Annotated in this window: 11 protein-coding genes; 10 read left to right on the forward strand and 1 reads right to left on the reverse strand. The window is 47.0% G+C overall.

Annotated elements, in window-relative coordinates:
• The first annotated feature begins 1 nt into the window (after window position 1).
• From HMPREF0650_RS07535 to HMPREF0650_RS07585, 10 genes are all read left to right on the forward strand, one after another.
• The gene (locus HMPREF0650_RS07535) at window positions 2–733 is read left to right on the forward strand and encodes a head GIN domain-containing protein (protein WP_245543476.1); all 732 of its coding nucleotides are present in this window, start codon (window positions 2–4) and stop codon (window positions 731–733) included.
• A gap of 41 nt (window positions 734–774) precedes the next feature.
• Complete coding sequence (locus HMPREF0650_RS07540) at window positions 775–3,147, forward strand: ABC transporter permease (protein WP_004349710.1); 2,373 nt, start codon at window positions 775–777, stop codon at window positions 3,145–3,147.
• A 67-nt stretch (window positions 3,148–3,214) separates the two neighbouring features.
• Window positions 3,215–3,877, forward strand: coding sequence for an ABC transporter ATP-binding protein (locus tag HMPREF0650_RS07545; protein ID WP_004349712.1), 663 nt, complete (start codon window positions 3,215–3,217; stop codon window positions 3,875–3,877).
• A 1,214-nt stretch (window positions 3,878–5,091) separates the two neighbouring features.
• Window positions 5,092–6,066 carry a YitT family protein gene (locus HMPREF0650_RS07555; protein ID WP_004349714.1) on the forward strand — a complete coding sequence of 325 codons (975 nt, stop codon included), beginning with the start codon at window positions 5,092–5,094 and terminating at the stop codon, window positions 6,064–6,066.
• A gap of 71 nt (window positions 6,067–6,137) precedes the next feature.
• Window positions 6,138–7,235: a porin gene (locus HMPREF0650_RS07560; protein WP_004349715.1), complete on the forward strand. Its 1,098-nt coding sequence runs from the start codon at window positions 6,138–6,140 to the stop codon at window positions 7,233–7,235.
• Window positions 7,236–7,484: 249 nt separating this feature from the next.
• Window positions 7,485–10,019, forward strand: a complete 2,535-nt coding sequence (locus HMPREF0650_RS07565; protein WP_040562842.1) for a zinc-dependent metalloprotease — start codon at window positions 7,485–7,487, stop codon at window positions 10,017–10,019.
• A 19-nt stretch (window positions 10,020–10,038) separates the two neighbouring features.
• A complete protein-coding gene (locus tag HMPREF0650_RS07570) occupies window positions 10,039–13,284 on the forward strand; it encodes a SusC/RagA family TonB-linked outer membrane protein (RefSeq protein WP_004349718.1) in 3,246 nt (1,081 codons plus the stop codon).
• Window positions 13,285–13,290: 6 nt separating this feature from the next.
• Complete coding sequence (locus HMPREF0650_RS07575) at window positions 13,291–14,646, forward strand: RagB/SusD family nutrient uptake outer membrane protein (RefSeq protein ID WP_004349719.1); 1,356 nt, start codon at window positions 13,291–13,293, stop codon at window positions 14,644–14,646.
• A 117-nt stretch (window positions 14,647–14,763) separates the two neighbouring features.
• On the forward strand, window positions 14,764–16,371 hold the full coding sequence (locus tag HMPREF0650_RS07580) for a hypothetical protein (RefSeq protein ID WP_004349720.1): 1,608 nt from the start codon (window positions 14,764–14,766) through the stop codon (window positions 16,369–16,371).
• Between the two features lie 184 nt (window positions 16,372–16,555).
• Window positions 16,556–18,328: a MutS-related protein gene (locus HMPREF0650_RS07585; protein WP_040562845.1), complete on the forward strand. Its 1,773-nt coding sequence runs from the start codon at window positions 16,556–16,558 to the stop codon at window positions 18,326–18,328.
• Window positions 18,329–18,511: 183 nt separating this feature from the next.
• On the opposite strand, the gene HMPREF0650_RS07590 is transcribed toward HMPREF0650_RS07585, so the two are convergent.
• Window positions 18,512–19,678, reverse strand: coding sequence for a DUF4876 domain-containing protein (locus HMPREF0650_RS07590; RefSeq protein ID WP_004349723.1), 1,167 nt, complete (start codon window positions 19,676–19,678; stop codon window positions 18,512–18,514).
• Window positions 19,679–19,788 lie beyond the last annotated feature (110 nt).

The following is a 19,788-nucleotide window of genomic DNA, read 5'->3' on the forward strand; positions in this document are numbered from 1 at the left end:
TATGAAAAAGAAAATCTTTTTTTGCATGACAGCTGTCCTTTTCTTGCTGTCATCATGTATCGTTGTACAAGCCAACTCATACGAGGCTGCAAATGACGAAAGTAGAGCTTACACGCTGAGAGATTTCTCGGCAATCGAAGTCTCCGGAGCCATCAATGTAGAGTTTGTGCAGAGTAACAATCAAAACTACCGTGTAAAGGCGGTAGGTTCGCCTGACATGCTGCCGAAGTTGCAGATGGAAGTGCGCAGTCAAGTGCTAACCATCAAGCAAAAACCTAACCCCGGCATTCATTCAGGCAATTATCACCTCACGGTTTATGTGCAGTCACCCAACTTGCAGTCGGTCAAAGTTTCTGGCGCATGTGATGTGCTCATTCGGTCGCTCAATGCCTCGGCAGTGCGGTTGGAGGCACGCGGTTCGAGTGATGTCAAGGTCAATCAGCTGACGGCCAACAGCTTGGAAGTTCGGTTGCAGGGTTCTTCCGATGCTCGTTTGGCTGGTAAAGTGTCGAATGCCGTATATACCTGTTCCGGTTCTTCCGATGTGAGAGCCTACGATCTCAAGGCGAAAGACGTGTCGGCCACATGCTCCGGCTCGTCGGATGTCTATTGCTTCGCCACCCGTTCCGTCAGTGCCAAAGCCTCCGGCTCGAGCGACATCCGCATCAAAGGCAACCCTGTCCAACGACAATTGGATAAATCAGGGTCTTCGGATATTTACGTATTACATTAATCATCTATACTATGTTGCATCTTATTCAACAGTCTTGCCGCATGGCTTGGCGCAATCTATTCCGCCGCAGGCAGCACAATGTGGCCAAGATTCTATGTTTGGCGCTCGGATTGAGTGTCAGTGCGGTTATCATTGCCGAGATTTATTACGAACAGACTTTCGACCAGAGTTATCCCGATTACGACCGTATCTGCCGTGTGACCGAGGGCTTCAAGATGAAAGCGCAGGAGTTCACGGAGGGCTTTAATACGTCGGGCGGCGTGGCACCGATGATGAAACGAACCATTCCACAGGTGGAACTGGCTACGCGCACCAATCCAATCGTGACCGATGGAGAGGTGGAGACTGATGACAAAGTACGTGTCCGTGCCGATGTCTACTTTGCCGACAGCTGCTTCTTCCGCATGTTTCCGGCCCGCATCCTTGAAGGTGATGCCGACCGAGCACTCACGGAACCGTTCTGTTGTGTGGTGAATCGTTCGACGGCAGAGCGCTTGGGCGGCAACGTTGTGGGTCGGCATATCCAGTCGAAGGATATGCCTGGCCTGAAGCTGACCATCGTGGGCGTCTACGAGGATTATCCTCACAACTCAACGTTCCACAACTATGATGTGATCGGATCAATGAAGACGCAGAAGAATTTTAGCTACGACGGTCAGGATAACCTGGTCGGTAACGACCGTTACATCAGTTTTGTGCGTCTCAGGAAAGGTACTTCTCCCGATTCGTTGAAGCCCCTTATACACCGCATGATACAGACACATTATCCCGTCCAGGAGCTGCGAAAGTCCGGCACGTGGCTCACTTACAAGCTAACCCCCATATCCCGCTATTACACGGAGGCGGACAATGTGCGCCAAATGTTCTGGATTCTGTCGCTCCTGGTCATCATCCTGCTTTCGGTCTCGATACTCAACTATGTGCTGATTGTGGTTGGCAATTTGGTCAGTCGTGCCCGTGAGATGGCGGTACGAAAATGCTATGGTGCCGGACAAGGTGCCGTCTACAGCATCACCTTCAGCGAAGTGTGCCTGCATCTCGTGCTATCCCTCATGTTAGGAGCAGCTCTGTTGTGGGCTTGCCATGGCACAATCGAACAGTTGTTGTCGGCTCCGCTCTCTGTGTTGGTATTCAACCGTGGTGCGTGGATTTTGCTTTTGATTGCGTTGATGGTGCTCTTTGTGGGTGGTATCGTACCCGGATGGCTTTACAACCGCATGCCCGTGACCATTGCATTTCATGGCTATGTTGAGGCCAGGCGTCGCTGGAAGGTGGCACTCCTGGGGCTTGAGTTTGCCATGGTGAGCTTCCTTTTAGGTCTGCTTTTCATTGTCAGCATGCAGTATAGGCATACGGTTGGCTTTGACTTGGGCTATCAGTGTACCGGTCTCGCATCAGTTAACATCACCGCATTGCAGCCCGATGAACGGCAGACGGCATACGACGAGGTAGGCCGTATGAGCGGCGTGCGTCAGGTGTCGGCGTGCAATACGTTCCCATTCTATGGTATGAGTGGTAACAACGTAACTGTTCCAGGGGAAGAATCACAACTGTTCAATATCGCCGATCTCTTCACTGTCGCCGACCATTACTTTGATATGCTGCAGATTCCTGTTGTCGCAGGCCGTGTCTTCGCATCGGGCAGCGACAGCCTCAAGCAAGTAATGGTGAGTCAGGACTTTGCCTCTATGATGAAAAAACTGCGTGGATGGGACGACGTGGTGGGTCGGAAGGTGATTATCAGTGAGCATAGCGGCAACGAAAACAAAGATTTACTGACCATCGTAGGCGTCTATCGTGACATTCATCTGGGCAGTGCAGAGAACAATGGGAGGGACAGACCCTCTGTGATTTTCTACGGACGTGCGGCCAACTGGATGAACAATTACCTGCTGATACAGCTGGACGATTTCAGCGTAGAGAAGCTGACAGACATCCAGACGCGGCTCCAGCGGTTCTTCCCGGGCAAAACAGTCTTGGTCGAGAGTGTGGAGAACCTCAAGAACATGCAGTATGTTGCGACCCGCAACTTCCGCAACGGTGTGATGACGGTTGGCATTGTGGTGCTTTTCATTGCGCTGATGGGACTTATTGGTTATGTCAGCGACGAGGTGAACCGTCGTCACAAGGAAATAGCCATCCGCAAGGTGAACGGTGCTTGCGTGGGCGACGTGATGCGCATCTTCCAGCTAAACATCCTTCGCACCGCCATTCCAGCCGTACTGATTGGGGCTGTTGGTGCCTACTGGGTAGCCGCACAGTGGCTGCAGCTCTATGACAACCGCATTGCGTTGACGGTGTGGCCGTTCCTCGTGACAATCGTCCTCGTGCTGCTCATCATCGTTGCCGTTGTGGCAATCAACTGCTGGCGCGTGGCCAACAGCAACCCGGTGGAGTATCTGAAACAAGAGTAAGAATGGAACATCCGATTGTCTGGAATACAAACCATAAAACATATAAAAACCATAATATTTTAAGAATATGATCAAAGTAGAAAATTTAAGCAAATCGTTCCGTACGGAAGAAGTGGAGACCATTGCGCTCAACAATGTGTCGTTCCAAGTAGAAGACAAGGAGTTTGTTGCCATCATGGGGCCTTCGGGCTGTGGCAAGTCAACTCTGCTCAACATCCTCGGACTGCTCGACAATCCCACGGGCGGCAAGTATTGGTTAGGCGACAAGGAAGTGTCGGCGCTGAAGGAGAAGGATCGCACCGACGTGCGCAAGGGAGAGATAGGGTTCGTGTTCCAGAGCTTCAACCTCATCGACGAGCTCAATGTGGAAGAGAACATCGAACTGCCCCTGACATACCTTGGCATGTCGAAGGCAGAGCGCAAGCAGAAAGTGAAGGACATCATGAAACGCATGGGCATCAGTCATCGCGCCAAGCATTTCCCTCATCAGCTCTCGGGAGGTCAGCAGCAGCGTGTGGCCATCGCCAGAGCCGTGGTGTTCGGACCGAAACTGATTCTCGCCGATGAGCCAACAGGTAATCTCGACTCGAAAAATGGTGCAGAGGTGATGGGCCTACTCACCGAACTCAATCGCGAGGGAACCACCATCGTCATGGTTACTCACAACGAGCATGACGCCTCCATCGCCCATCGCATCGTGCGACTGTTCGACGGACAAATTGTTGGTTGATTCAGGAGCAAAGCGTAAGCAAGCCAAGTGGCTCGGCAGGCTGCTTTGGCAGAACGTGCTTACGCTTTGCACCTATGGCTTTTTCGGACAGCATGCGTATCGTCCGTGATTCGAGAATCCGTTGCTTTTGTCCTTTCATTTTACCAAAAAATGACCATTGAAAATCTTCAAAATAGAAAAAATCAATAGGCAAGCGGTAGACAACAATACACTCATTTGAACAAAATAAACGTCGTTTTTAGGTTAGAGCATTGACTTTACGCCCTTAGGAGCATCATCTTGGAGTGCTATCAACATGACATTGTAACCTAAAAGCATGCATATTCGATGCTAATCTCCATGCTTTTGCCAGCAAGTAGTGGTAATAATAGGAATGAAAAGAAATGATTTGTATGTAACGGATTTAATAACAATGAATTACGAACGTCACTCATATTTGGCGTATTTGCGACCAACTATGACGTTGGTTGTCTACACGAGAAATATGAGAAGCACTTTGTCAATAAAATTCAGCGTTAATCATCGTTGCACACAATGTACCCCCGATTTTATATACGCTGCTTGACGGGTGGTTTTCGAGATAAATAGTTCATTCTTCAGTGACAGTGCTGTGTATGTTCATGGGCCGTGTACGCAGGTAAATAGTTTCTTGCTGTCTGCAACGATGCGCGATAATCCATTGGTATGTAATTTGATATACATCAAGAAAAGGTGCGTATTTAGGATCGAAAAGCCTTAGTTGCTTGCAACATCATGAGATAACCCTTATCTTTGCATCGTGTTTTTCATGGTATTAGATTTAAGGTTAACAAAGATTGGACTACAGCGGTAGTCCTTTTTTTTACTTCTCTCCATCGGTTCCTGTTGATGAACAGGTTCAGTTATTGTTGGCTCAACCGTTTATGGAGGAGGCAGTGACGTCAATTGCGTTTCTGTCTTTCCAACGTGGCATCCAAGCATATTTGCTCTTATTCATAACCAGCATTTGTTGTACTCATCAGGGTTTTTATTTCGTTTTTCAATCTTGTTGGGAAGATTTTTAACTAAAAAATAGACTAAAAACTTGCGTATTGATAAAAATACATTAAATTTGCGAAGTTTTAATCATTGTTGCCGCTTATAATTCGAAAGAGGGGGCAGCTGAGAAGCGCAGAACGACTGGGAACACCATGAGTTCTCGATAGTTAACCTGAAAACCTTTAAATTTAAACATTATGAATAACAAGCAGGAAAACGAAATGACTTTCGTTGAGAAGTTACAAAATGCACCGAATCGTATCAAACGAATCATCTGTACTCGTCAATTCTGGGTTGAATTAGTCATCATGACGGTGGGTATGTTTGTTGCAGCCATTGGTGTGTACTTTTTCTTGATACCCAGTAAGCTCATTATTGGCTCTATTACGGGTTTATCCTTGGTACTCGCCAAGTTGCTGCCTTTTGTGTCTGTGGGTACGATGATATTTATTATTAATGCGATACTGCTTGTGCTTTCGTTTCTGCTCATCGGTAATGAGTTTGGTGCCAAGACCGTGTATACGGCGTTGATATTAGGACCCATGATTGACTTCATCGGTTCTATCGTTCCTATCCATGAATCTCTCTTCACCACCTACGTTGCCGGACAAGCCGTTGCCAATCCTTGGTTTGACCTTCTCTGCTTCGTTCTCATCCTGAGTGCCTCCCAAAGTATTTTGTTCAGTATCAACGCTTCTACAGGTGGGTTGGATATTCTTGCAAAGATTTTCAACAAGTATCTACATATCAAGCTTGGTACTGCCGTGATGGTAGCAGGTGGTGCTATTTGTTGTACCGCTTTTGCTATTAATCCTGTTAGTTTAGTGATCATTGGCTTAATTGGAACCTGGCTCAATGGTTTGATTCTGAATCATTTCATGTCGGACATCAATTCGAAGACTCGTGTGTATATCATCTCCAAAGACTACCAGAAAATAGTGGATTTTGTCGTTCATACCATTCGTCGTGGTGTGACCCTGCACGAAGTGATTGGTGGCTACACCAACGAGCGGCAGATACAGTTGGAAATCGTGTTGACAAAAGAAGAATTTTCTACTTTGATTGATTTCATGAGTAAGGAAAGACTTAAAACATTTATTACTTCTGATACCGTGAGTGAAGTGTATGGTCTGTGGAACAAGAAAGGACTGTTGCGAACGGGTAATTATTGATACCGTCATGTCTTTGTTGAAAAGAAGCATGACAGTTGCACGGAAATTATGATGTATAATTTAAACCTACTATGAAATTAAAGATATATCTGCTTTTGCTGACATGCTATGCTATGGGGCTTTATGCGCAAGAGTCAAAGCATGTAAACCTGTCTGTTGAGGCACGAGCCGACTACCAACGTGAATCGATTGACGGGGTGAAAAACAATGATAGAACAGGTTTTAAAGGAAATCTTTTCAACATTCTTATCAATGGCAACATCTCACCAAAGTTTTCTTTTAAGTACCGACAGCGTTTGAATGGCATCAACAAGGAGTATACCTTCTTTGATGCAACCGACTGGCTCTTCCTTACTTATCACGCAAACCAAAATTGGACACTCTCTGGTGGTAAGTGGGCGGTGCTATGTGGACCGTGGGAGTTCGATCCAGCGCCTATCGATTGTTTTCAACTCTTTGAATTCTGTTACAACTTTCCCTGCTACGAGTGGGGACTGTGGTTGGGCTATCAAACCACGAATAAAAAAGACCAATTCTTCTTGCAAATGGTGGAAAGCCCGTTCCGGAAAGTATATAAGCGAAATAGTGGAGCTTCTTCCGAGATGTATGCCTACAACCTGATATGGTATGGAAACCATGGTATCTTGCACACCGATTGGTCGGTCAACTTCATGGAGTATGCGCCAGGGAAATTTATCAACTACCTTTCTTTTGGTAACCGTTTCGATGTGACTGACAATCTGCAAATAGGCGTGGATTACATGAACCGCGCCACCACGGGACAGACATTCTTTTTCAAGGATTGCTCCATGACCGCTCGTGTTGATTACCAGCCTACACCACAGGTTAACCTTTGGGCAAAGGCGAGTTATGACGTGAATCATGCCGGTGTAGACACCAACCCCGAGACATCTGCTCCCATGGACGAAGCCAATCAGCAGAAAGCCGAGCAATCCAAGCCTCGCGCTGATCTGGCTTTGTATGAAGGAACCGAAATCACACGCGTTGGTGCTGGATTAGAATACTATCCACTAAAAAATAAGAAAGTGCGCCTACATGCCAACTATAGTTACTGCTTTGGTAAGAATACCAATCCTGCTGGCTATCTGCAAGACAAACATTCTATTCTTGACCTTGGCGTAACTTGGCGAGTAAATGTGATCAAGTAACTGTAGACCTATCTCAAGAAAATAGAAGAAAAGATTTCTTTATGGGTGATAATCTTGGCATTGTGAAAGAAAAAGTTTAATTTTGCAAACAGAAAGTATGAGATATATCGAAAAGCTGTAAATAGGCAATTTGCGAATAGAATAGCAGTTTCTCATTTCATTTTTTGTTTAATAATTATCAAATTAATGCTTAAAAGATTTTTTCGTCATAAAGATAAATCATTATTCTTAGTCATCTGTGCAGGTTTCATGTTATCAACCACACCCGTGGAAATGCGTGCAGCCTGTCAAATTTGGCCATTCACTAAAAAGAAGAAACCGGTAGAGAAACCCATTTCAACCTATAAACGTCTCACGGGACGCGACTCGGTTGAGATGAAGGGTGTATTTAATGTTATCAAGAAAGGCGACACCATTTATTACGAGATTCCCACCAAATTGATGGGAAGAGAGTTCCTGGTGGTGAACCGATTGCAGCAGGTTCCCTCTGAATTGAACGAATCAGGGGTGAACAAAGGCATCAATTATGAAAATCAAACCGTGCGGTTTGAGTGGGCGAAGAAGCAGAAACGGCTCATTATTCGCCAGCAACGCATCACGCCCGAAGTGCCCGTGTATGCAGCAATGGCGCAGTCGGTGAAGGACAATTACATCGACCCCATCCTCGCCAGCTTGAAGATTGAGGCTGTACCAAGCGACTCTTCCACCCTGATTGTTAAAGTGAACGACTTGTACAACGGCAAGGAGAACTGCTTGAACGACGTGTTCAACAACATCAATCTGGGCACCAGCCCCTCTACAGACTTGTCGCGCATACTCGATGTCAAGGCTTTTAAGAACAATGTGACAGCCATATCAGAGTTAACCACCACGGTTCACGAGGGCAACAGCAAGGTAAACGTTACGGTGGTGGTAAGTTCTTCGTTGTCGCTCTTGCCCCAATTTCCCATGCAGGGGCGTGAGGAAGATGCCCGTGTGGGCTTCTTTACCACGTCAAACCTTCGTTACGACGATTATCAACACAAGGTAGAACACAAGCACTATGTGACGCGCTGGCGTCTTGTTCCTTCTGATACCGCCGCCTATTTGCGCGGCGAACTGGTAGAACCGCAAACCCCCATCGTTTTTTATATCGACCAGGCCGTACCCAAACACTTGCGCCCCTATATAAAGAAAGGTATGACCGACTGGAACAAAGCTTTCGAACGAGCCGGCTTCAAGAATGCGGTGCAGGTGTTCGATTATACAGACAGTTTGGCTCAGGTGGGCGATGACATGGGCTATTCGGTGCTGACCTATTCCGCATCAACCAAGGCCAACGCCATGGGACCATCGGTCATCGACCCCCGGACGGGTGAGATATTAGAGGCAGACATCATCTGGTGGCACAACGTTCAGTCGCTCATCAGCGAATGGATTATGGTGCAAACGGGCGCGCAGAACCCCGAAGCCCGCTCCTTGCGACTGCCCGAGGAGCTCATTGGCGATGCGGTGCGCTTCGTAGCGTGCCACGAGGTGGGCCACTCTTTGGGTCTTCGTCATAACATGATTGCGTCTAACGCCTATCCTACCGATTCCCTTCGGTCGGCAAGTTTTACCGCGCGAATGGGCGGAACGTCGGCGTCCATCATGGACTATGCCCGCTTTAACTATGTAGCCCAACCGGGTGATGGGGTGAAAGTGATGTCACCCAACATCGGTCCTTACGACCTCATGGCCATTGAGTGGGCCTATCGCTGGTATCCAAAGGGAACCAATGAGAAGAAGGAGCTAAACGATTTCTTGAAAAAACATACAGGCAAGTTGTACAAGTACATGGAGGCGCAGTCGCAACGAACGGCCATCGACCCTCGTGCATTGAGCGAAGATTTGGGTGATGATGCCGTGAAATCGGCTCGATATGGCATTGCCAACCTCAAGCGCATCATGCCCAACATCGTCAAGTGGACCACCACCGGCGAACCGGGACAAGACTACGATGAGGCTTCCAATCTTTATTCGGCGGTGATTTATCAGTGGAGTTTGTACCTATATCATGTCATGGCCAATGTGGGCGGCATGTATTTGGAGAACCTCACGGTTGGTGACGGGAAGACATCGTTCCACTTTGTCGAGAAAAACAAGCAGCGCGAGGCCCTGCAGTTCTTGCTGGATGAGGTATTGACCCATCCCAAATGGCTGTTTGACACCCCGCTTTCCAAGCTGACTTACATACAACGTAAGACGCCATTGGGTGTTGAAGAGCAACAGCCCAACTACATGTTGAAAAATCAACAGAACTATATTCTGTGGGATTTGCTGAACAATGAGCGCATCATCCGCATGTATGAAAACGAATATGAAAATGGTAAGGCGGCCTTCACCGCAGCCACTTTCATGGATATGTTGCACCGCCACATCTTCAAATCTACTCTTTCGGGCAAGTCACCCGACTTGTTGGAGCGCAATCTTCAGAAGAGTTTTATTGACGCTTTGATTACTGCGGCGGCTGAAAATGAAGGGGTGAAGATTAACAAAAAACTGTATGAAGGCGACATGTTCGCAGATGCTCAGCGGCATTTGGCTTGTGAGCGTGACAATTGTTTGAGCAGTAAGTCAAGAAATGTCATGCTCACCAATGGACAGGTAAGCCGCAACAGCGATGCTTTGAGCCTGAAGCGTGGCGAGATGATTCGTGTGATGAAACTGTTGAAGACGCGTATGGGGAGTGCCAACTTGGCGGCACGCCTCCATTATGAGGACATGATTTTGCGCATACAGACAGGCTTGGGCCTAACAAAATAAGTATAATAACACAATCAAGATGAAGAAAATCTATACAATACTCCTTCTTATGCTATGCGCCTTGCAAGGCTTCGCACAAGAAAGAATTATCACCGGAACTGTGAAGGACGGTGACCTCAAGGACGAACCGCTCATTGGAGCCACCATCAGCAAGGGTAGTGGCAAGGTGAGTAGCGGTACCATTACCGACTATGAAGGTAAGTTTAAGCTACCTGTTGATAAGTCAACAAAGGAGATAACCGTTAGTTATATTGGCTACACCACGCAAACCATTAAGTTGAAAGCGGGTGTCAATCATTATGAAATCGTGTTGATGCCCGACGCACATTCCATCAATGAGGTGGTGGTGACGGGTTACCAGCGCATTGACAGACGCAAATTGACGGCGGCAGTCACCACCGTTGACATCTCTGACAAGGCCGTGGGAGCGGTGAAGAACATCGACCAAGCCCTGGCAGGACAGATAGCCGGACTGTCTACGGTAAGCAGTTCGGGCGCACCGGGCGCACCAGTGAAGATACGTATTCGTGGTACCGCCTCCATCAATGGCACGCAGGAACCGCTGTGGGTGTTGGATGGTATACCCTTGGAGGGTACGGATATCCCGTCTATGGAGAACCTGAACGACATCGATGACATGTATCAAACGTCCATTGCAGGTATCAATCCCTCGGATATTGAGAACATCACGGTGTTGAAAGACGCTGCCGCCACGGCCATTTATGGTGCCCGAGCCGCCAATGGCGTTATCGTGATTACCACTAAAAAGGGTAAAGAAGGGCGTCCAGTGATTAACTTTTCTGCCAAATATACTTATAGCCCGAAGTTGAATATTGACCGTCTGAACTTGTTGAACGCCGACGAAAAGGTGGATTTAGAGTTGGGATTGTTGGGTTCCGATTATACTTTCCGTGAGAACAAGGGCGAAGTAGCCAATATTCTGAAGACACTCAACGAGACAGAAGCATATAAGAAAGGTGGTTGGAACGCATTGTCACCATCGGCACAAACGCAGATTAACGCACTTAGAAGCATCAACACCGACTGGAATGACATCTTGTTGCGCAGCGCGTTCAATCAAGAGTACAACGCTAGTGTGGCGGGTGGTAGCGACCGTGCCAAGTACTATACCTCGGTAGGCTATTATGATGAGCAGGGAAATGTGAAGGGTGTTGATAACAAGCGCTTTAACATGACGTTGAAAACCGACTATCGCATCAACAAAATCTTGAAGCTGGGTGCATCCGTGTATGCCAATCAACGCAAGCAAAGTAGTTATCTCACAGACACGAACGGATTTACCAATCCTGTGTATTACTCGCGGTTGGCCAACCCATATTTCCGCCCTTTCATTGACGGAAAATACAACTATGACACCAACGTGCAGGGAAAAGAGACCTCATCGCTGAATTTCAATATCTTTGAAGAGCGAGAGAATAGTCACAACCGACGCACAGACCGATCGATGATGGCTATCTTTGATGCTGAATTGCAGTTCACGAAAGACCTGAAACTGACTTCTCAATTTGGCTTGCAATACGACAACTACTCACTGGAGAAGTATGCCGGAGAGAACAGTTATGCCATGAGAAAGGAAAAACTCAATACGGTTTACGATTTCAAGGATGGCAAACGGTCGTACTTGCCCGAGGGAGGAACCCATAAAACCACCAGTTATAACAGCCTGCAATGGACTTGGAAAGCCATGCTCGAATATGCGCGCCGATTCAATAAGATACACGACGTGGAGCTGTTGGCAGGTTCGGAAGTGCGACACATCGATTCGGAATCAATTTATTCAGCTGCATACGGGTATGACGCACGTACCCTGACCACTCATCCAGTCATCTTCCCAAGCGAGGTTTCGGCCGAGAGTTTGCCGCTTCATCGCGAGAACAAGGCCGAGAATGCGTATGTGTCATGGTTCGCAACAGGTTCGTACACGCTGCTTTATCGCTATACGTTGGGCGGAAGTGTGCGCTTCGATGGATCGGATGTGTTCGGCGTTGCCAAGAAATATCGTTATCTGCCGTTGTACTCTGTCAGTGCGTTGTGGCGCGTACATCAGGAGAAATTCCTGAAAAATGCCAAATGGTTGAACAATTTCGCACTGCGTGCATCGTATGGAATACAAGGTAACATCGACAAAAACACCTCCCCGTACCTCATCGGTTTGTATGACAAAACATCGATATTGCCTGGAAAGGGTGAACAAATGATTAAGGCCGAAACCGCCCCTAACCCTGACTTGCGTTGGGAAAAAACAAAGAACGTGAACCTTGGAACAGACATCGCCGTGTTGAATAACGCGCTTACGTTGTCGGTAGACTATTACTATCGACGCAGTAGTGACCTCATCGGCATGCGTATGTTGCCTTTGGAAACAGGCTTTGCAGCAACCACTATCAACTGGGCAAGCATGGAAAACAAAGGATGGGAGATTGCGCTGGGCTCGCGAAACATCTACACCAAGGACTTTCATTGGACCACCAACCTGAACTTGGGCTTCAATACCAATAAGATATTGAATGAAAGTGTGGCTGAAAACTCCACCTACCCAGGGCGCGAAGGCTATCCCGTGGGTGCCATCTTCGCCTACAAAACAGCCGGATTGGATGCCGAAGGTTATCCTGTGTTCGTTGGTGCAGCCGGTGAAAAGCTCACAGCTGAGGAATTTTTTAAATTGAACAAGGCAGGAGCAAGCACGCTGTCGGCAGAAAAACAACGGAACCTTTACACTTACATGGGCACGACAGACCCGAAGGTGTCGGGTGGATTCATCAACCATTTTGAATACAAAGATTGGCAGTTGGGCGTGAACTTCATCTTTAATTTAGGCATGAAAGTTCGGGTACAACCCACTTATTCGCCTACAAACTATGACAGAGGCTTGAACACCAATCGTGACATTTTAAACCGATGGACAGCCAATCACACCAACACCACCTTCCCTCGTTTGATGGTGAGTGGCTATCGTGTTCCGGAATATGTTCAATATTCTGAATATAACACCTACAGCATGCTGGATACTTGGGTGCGAAACAACAGTTATATGCGTCTGCAAAGCGTACGGTTGGGTTACAAATTACCGAAAACATGGGTGAACCGCGTGGGCATTGCTAACGCGTCCGTGTCGGTGGAAGCGCGCAACTTGTTTGTTTTTGCAAGCAACTACACCAACTACTTGGATCCTGAAACGATGGGAAATCCATTCGCTCAGCCTATTCCAAAGAGCGTAATCTTTGGCTTGAACTTGAATTTTTAAAATTGAATGATGATGAAGAAGCTTCAAATATTTATATTATGCGTGGGGCTGTCCGCACTGATGACAAGTTGTGACAGCTTTCTTGACATCACGCCAACGGGCAAAGTGATTGCTAAGACGGGCGAGGAATACCGCGCCATGCTTACCTACGAATACTCTACCTTTCCAGAAGATAGGGGACTGATGACACTCAGAAGCGACGAGATGGAATTGAGTCCTGTTGTTACAGACCCCAATGATTACGACACCTATTTTGATATATGGCGATGGAATGATGAAGCTCCTTCGCCTACCACAACCTCACCAAACTGGCGTCGCTATTGGCATGTTATCTACATCGCCAACTATCTCATTGAACACCAAAACGAAATCACCGGATACAGCCAAGCTGAAGTGCGCCAATTAGTAGGCGAATCGTATATGCTTCGGGCGTATTGTCATTTCTTGTTGGCCAACATGTTCGCACAACCTTATACCAAGGTCAATCCTGAAACAACGCGTGGCGTTCCTGTTTTGCTGGAGGCAGACGTCAATGCCATCCCTCATTGCAGCAGCTTGAAGGCTGTTTACGACCAGGTTTTGGCTGATATAGCTGAGGCGCAAAAGTATCTTAACGTGGAGAAGTGGGACGAAGGTCAAACCTATCGTTTTAATGTTATTTCGGCACAAGCACTCAAAGCGCGCGTTTGTTTGTACAAAGGCGACTGGCAAGGAGCGCTCACTGCGGCTCAAGAGGTCATCAAGCAGCATGGCGAGCTGGAAGATTTGAATGCGTCTAACGCCTTGTTGCCCGATCATTACAAGTCGGTTGAATCGATTGTGGCACTCGAGCAGGTGATGACCAATAGCTATAAAAAAGCGGGAACGCCATCCCAACAGTTCATAGCAGTCTTTAAAAAAGGCGACCAGCGTAAGACCAAGTACTTGGAGCGTAAGGGATCGAGAACGTATTTGCTGCTCAAAGGGGGCAGCAATGAATATCGTTGCTCATTCCGATCGGCCGAAGCATACTTGATAGCGGCCGAAGCAGCGGCACAATTAAACCAGTTAGCCGATGCCAAGACGTATCTTACGCAGCTGATGAACAAGCGGTACAAGCCCTCTGTCATTGCTACTTACACCGCCGAAGTTGAGGAAATGAACCAGCAAGATTTGCTTACTGAGATTTATCTTGAGCGTTTTCGTGAACTTTGTTTTGAGGGCTTCCGTTGGGACGACTTGCGAAGAACCACGCAACCAGCGCTGACCAAAACCTATAAGGACGAAACTTTTGAGTTGAAGAATAACGATGCTCGTTACACACTCCGATTCCCTGCCGAGGCTGTGGCAGCCAATCCAAATTTGGAGGCGTGGACAAAATGATGATTCTTCAGAGCTGTTTTTAATGAAATAGGCAACACTTTGCCGAGGTACATGAACTGTCTTTGAGTGGGAGTTGCGATATTTTCAAATAATATTCATGATTTAAATTTTTAGCGTATGAAAAAGATTTTACTAGTAATCGTGGCTGTTGTGGCAAACATAACAGTACAGGCCCAGGTGTTCAAGCAGGCTGCAAAGTGGTCAAAATCACTGACACCTGTCACGGAAGCAAAGAAATTGGGCGGCACCAGAACCGCTGTTGCTGCTGATGGTAGTGTTTTCACTACGGGTACATATAACAACGATCTCACGTTCGGTAGCTCATATCTTGAGCCAGATGGCCTCACACCGGCTTATTTGGCAAAATATAGTGCCGACGGCAAGGAGCTTTGGGCCGTTGGATTGGTTGGTAACTCGCTGATTCACGCGCTTACAACCGATGCGGATGGTAATGTGTATCTGCTCGGAACATTGGCAGAAGAAGTTCTATTCGAATCTGTCGATGGTGCAACAAATACCGCTAAGGGTATGAAGATTGATGGGGCGTTCACGCCTACTCGTCGTGCTGCCTTCATTGCCAAATACGACAAAGACGGAAACCTCAAGATGGTTCGCACCATTGAGGCGGCTACCAACTATGAGGTTGTTTCTCCAGATACTTATTTCGATAACCTGGCCGAGGTGCAGCCTACCGCTTTAGCCGTATCCAATGGTAAGGTGTATGTGGGTTTGCGTCATGATGGTGACGTGATGATAGACAATGTTGATTGGAAAGGTCGTTACAACTTTGCTTTCGGCTTTATGCATGTAGACAACCATAGCGTAGGTATCATGTCGATGAACGCTGATGATTTGATGAGTGCTACATCGGTTGCTGACTTTGGTTCTAAAGAGATATTGACCAATGACGGCACGTACAATGCCATGGACGTGAACTTTACGGTAGACAATGGAACCGTTTATGCAGCCTTCGTGGGCTATGGCACGTTAGAGCTCAACACGGCTAAAGGCAAAGAGGAGTTTACTACAGAAATTGGAGAGGGTACCATGCCGCGTGTTTACGTATTGGCATCAATCAGCGAAAGCAACGTGGTGACAAAAGCATTCACGACGAAAGCCGATGCCGAAGGTGACAACTACCGAGTTGGTACCATGGCACTTGATGGTAACAAGTTGTTTGTCAGTGGCGTTTCGGCAGCCAGCAATCCTTTCAACAATGACCTGCAAGCTGTCGGTCCGCGTACCTTGTTCGTGGCATCCCTCAATGCTGCCGACCTCGCCCTTAACTGGGTTGCAGGTGATGCGTATGACGAAGGTGATGTAAACCATCATGCGCAAGGCCTTTTTGATATGCTCGTCAACAATGGAGAAGTTCTGTTGGCAGGTTATGCTGAAAAGACCGACGACCATTCTTTAACGGCTCAGCTCAATTATTGGGTTGCAGCTGATGGAACTGTGAAGTCTGCTGCTTCCGATTCTATTGTGTCCGTAGCCAAGAATAAGGATGTGGTTGCGGTTATTACAAATGCAAAAAATCAAACAACGGTTAGTGTTTACGATAAGAAAAACGTAACTGGAATCAACCAAGTTGTTGCTTCTAAATCTGAGAGAGTGGCCGTTTACAACCTCAACGGTCAGTATGTAGGCACCACGCTCGATGGTCTTTCTGCCGGTGTTTATCTCCTCAAGAAGGGAAACGATGTACAGAAGGTATTGGTAAAATAAGCAGAACACAACGTTAGGGACGTTCTATATCCCCCTATTGAAAAGGCTATTCTGGATAACAGGATAGCCTTTTTCAATTTTAACCACCCATATTGTCCTATCAATCAACAAGTTTTTCGTACCTTTGTCCACGCTGCTTGCCCACAAGCGGCTCACAGATTACCTGAAAGTAAACGTTTGATAGATGATAAACCTACCCATATTTTATACTGAAAAAGAACGACATTTGGCTGATGAGATTGCTCAACTCAAGCAAAAAAGCCGTTTGTTCGTGGCAGGACAAATCGTCTTTTTTCTGTTGTTCCTGACCTTTTTAGTCCTTTATACCCTTGTTTCGTGGGGCGCGTTGCCCCTTGTCTTGTCGGCAGTTTCCTTGCTGTTGTATGCTTTGGTGCGCCTGATGGATGTGAAAAACGATGAGCAGGTGCATCGTTTCTCTAATCTCCGAAAGGTTTATCTGCACGAACTCTCTTACCTAAAGGGCGACTTTTCGTGTTTCGATGACGGAGAATGCTACGTGGATGCGCATCATCCGTTTACGTTCGATTTGGATGTTTTTGGGAAAGACTCGTTGTTTCAGCGCATTAACCGCACGGTGACCACGGGCGGTAGCGACTGGCTGGCGGCTCAACTGTCGTCGGTTGCCAATCGGTCTGCACGTGCCGATGCTGTTGATGAGTTGGCTTCTATGGAACCATGGCGAGCCACATTCATGGCGTTAGGCGCTGACGGGAGGATTGATTCTGCCTTGATTCGCCAGGCGTTGCAAGAGATTAAGTCGTTGCAGATACCCACTTTCGCAGCAAAGCGATGGACTTTCGTGCTGGCGTGGCTGCTCATTGTCGGACTGTTTGCAGCTGTCGTGGCATCCGTGGCAGGCTGGGTGAGTGCCCAACTGCCCTTATGGTGGGGCATCTTGCATTTCTTCGGTGTGTTTTTTGTTTGTTCGGGCGCTTGCAGAGTCATTAGTAAGGCAGTTGACAAGCTGCACGAACAGTTGCAGGTATATGTAAAGTTGATACAGCAGGTGAGTGAGACAACTGCCTTTGCCACACCACAAAACGCAGCCATTGTCAATGTATTGCAAGGAGCAAGACAGTCGTTCGACCAGCTGAATGACATTCTGAACGGCTTGGACAGGCGTGGCAACATCCTTGGACTCTTTCTGATGGATGCGTTGTTCTTGAGCGATTATTTCTTGGTGCGTCGTTTCCTGCGGTGGCAAAGGCAGTATTTAGGTCAAGTTCCTGTATGGATAGATGCCATTAGTGAGATGGATGGACTGGTGAGCATGGCCACTTTTCGTTACAACGAGCCGCAAGCGGGTAGGGCAGAAGTGGTGGCGAGCGAGGAAATGGTGTACGAGGCAGTGGGACTGTACCACCCCTTCTTGGGTGCAAAGGCAGTGCGCAACGATTTTACATTGCAGCATCGTCACTATTATATCATTACGGGAGCCAATATGGCAGGTAAGAGTACTTTCCTCAGAGCATTGGGCATCAACTACATCTTGGCCATGAACGGCATGCCCGTGTTTGCCACATCGCTGCGTGTGTCGATATACAACCTGTTCAGTAGCATGCGTACCACCGATGATTTGGCGCATGGCATCTCTTATTTCAATGCCGAATTGCTGCGTCTGAAACAACTTCTTACGGCGTGTCGGCACAATGCAAAAACGCTCATTATCCTGGATGAGATATTGAAAGGAACCAACTCGGCTGACAAGCTCAATGGTTCGCGCCTGTTTTTACAAGCAGTGTCCGCATTGCCCGTAACGGGTGTCATTGCCACACACGATTTGGAATTGTCGAAAATGGAGGGCGAGCGGTTTAATAATTATTGCTTCGAGATTGCGTTGGGGCAGGATGTAACCTACTCATACAAAATCACTCCCGGCGTTGCACGCAACCAAAATGCCACTTTCCTGTTAAGGGAAATGCTATCTGATGTGTAGGTCACAGGCTGATAATTCGTTAGTTTGCAAGGTTTACCTCCGAGGGTTTAGGCAATATTCGATGGGGAATGTATAAAACGTATCGCCATAAAAAAACAGTACGCAAGTAGCACATGAGGATGTGCCAACTTGCGTACTGATGTTTGTATGAGAATTTTGATATGGTTGTTAATGGGCAAGTGATTACTTGCTGGGCTGGTTTTGATTACCTTTCTCTATGGTAGGCTTGCCTTGTTTTTTGCCCAACGTGGCATAAATCACCTCAAAGTCTTGTGTGGAATTATTGCCGTCGACAAATTTTTTGCCATCCCACTTACGGGCAATTGCCAATCCTGAATATTTGTTCCATTGTTGATTGGGTACTGCTTTCAATGGAGTAGTCGTTACGCCATGGTAGCCTTTGTCCATTTTCTCGCACGGAATCATCTGTGGCTTTGTAGGACAAATGGTAACACAGTCAATTACTTTCATCATTGGAACCTCCGTTACCTCCAATCCTGCTGCACCATTGTTGGTATAGATTCTGTGTTGATAGCCAGGTTTTTTGTTGGCCTTGTCTTCCTTTCTGTTTGCGCGGAAGTCTTCAGTAGTCCATGGCACCTCAATGAGTGCTATGCACACGTCCTCTGCAAGAATTGTGGGAAACTGTAATACTGGCTCATCATCGACAACCAAGATAGGTTGCATGTCTTTTACTTGCGGGTTGTTCAGCTTTTGGTCCTCACTGTTCAAGTAGTTGACATTGGTCCACTCAAAGTCTGCCTTGCTCAAGTTTATGAATTCATCCATGCCTTTGTACACCGAAGGTATATAAGGATAGTCTTCTGTTGCCTCCTCTTTCGCCATTTTTTCCTGCTCTTTGATTTCTGCTTTGAAAGTCTCAGCGTGGTCAATGGCAAATGCCGCAATCACCTTACTCTCGCCTGGCATGATAGGATACATTTTCCCTGAGCCTTGTTGGTCTGTGGGAAACATGGCCAATGACTGTATTCCAAAGTACTTATCGCGAAAATCATCGCCAAGTGCAAACTCGCGTTTAGGTTCTCCGGGTATGATGCCGTGAATGGCAAGAGCCATGCCGTCAAGGTATTTCACTTCGTCGGTAGGATTGTAAATGACGATGTATTGATCTTTGTCATAGAAATTATAGCCACCATATTTAGCTATTTTCCCATTCTGTAGTTTGGTGTATTCGTGTCCGATATAGAATACTTCCTTGATAATGAGGTGGTCGATTTTTGTTTCTGACGTGTCCGAGCCCTCTGTACCTGTTGTTCGTGTGCAACCTATTGTTGCCAATAACACAGCAAACAATGCTAAATTACTTCCGATAAGTTTTATTCTTTTCATGTTTATCAATGTTTTATTTTTGTTAGTATATATTTGAAATATTTTTTTTCTGTGTGTCACTCCTTGTGAAATGTTCTTTTTTTTAAAAAAGAGTAATTATGTCCTTGCAA

This window comes from Hoylesella buccalis ATCC 35310 (assembly GCF_000177075.1).
Taxonomy (GTDB): domain Bacteria; phylum Bacteroidota; class Bacteroidia; order Bacteroidales; family Bacteroidaceae; genus Prevotella; species Prevotella buccalis.

What these genes read in the sequence shown, in the direction of transcription:
- HMPREF0650_RS07535 (WP_245543476.1), top strand. Translation starts at nt 2, where the DNA reads ATGAAAAAGAAAATCTTTTTTTGCATGACAGCTGTCCTTTTCTTGCTG.
- HMPREF0650_RS07540 (WP_004349710.1), top strand. Translation starts at nt 775, where the DNA reads ATGGCTTGGCGCAATCTATTCCGCCGCAGGCAGCACAATGTGGCCAAG.
- HMPREF0650_RS07545 (WP_004349712.1), top strand. Translation starts at nt 3,215, where the DNA reads ATGATCAAAGTAGAAAATTTAAGCAAATCGTTCCGTACGGAAGAAGTG.
- HMPREF0650_RS07555 (WP_004349714.1), top strand. Translation starts at nt 5,092, where the DNA reads ATGAATAACAAGCAGGAAAACGAAATGACTTTCGTTGAGAAGTTACAA.
- HMPREF0650_RS07560 (WP_004349715.1), top strand. Translation starts at nt 6,138, where the DNA reads ATGAAATTAAAGATATATCTGCTTTTGCTGACATGCTATGCTATGGGG.
- HMPREF0650_RS07565 (WP_040562842.1), top strand. Translation starts at nt 7,485, where the DNA reads ATGTTATCAACCACACCCGTGGAAATGCGTGCAGCCTGTCAAATTTGG.
- HMPREF0650_RS07570 (WP_004349718.1), top strand. Translation starts at nt 10,039, where the DNA reads ATGAAGAAAATCTATACAATACTCCTTCTTATGCTATGCGCCTTGCAA.
- HMPREF0650_RS07575 (WP_004349719.1), top strand. Translation starts at nt 13,291, where the DNA reads ATGATGATGAAGAAGCTTCAAATATTTATATTATGCGTGGGGCTGTCC.
- HMPREF0650_RS07580 (WP_004349720.1), top strand. Translation starts at nt 14,764, where the DNA reads ATGAAAAAGATTTTACTAGTAATCGTGGCTGTTGTGGCAAACATAACA.
- HMPREF0650_RS07585 (WP_040562845.1), top strand. Translation starts at nt 16,556, where the DNA reads ATGATAAACCTACCCATATTTTATACTGAAAAAGAACGACATTTGGCT.
- HMPREF0650_RS07590 (WP_004349723.1), bottom strand. Translation starts at nt 19,678, where the DNA reads ATGAAAAGAATAAAACTTATCGGAAGTAATTTAGCATTGTTTGCTGTG.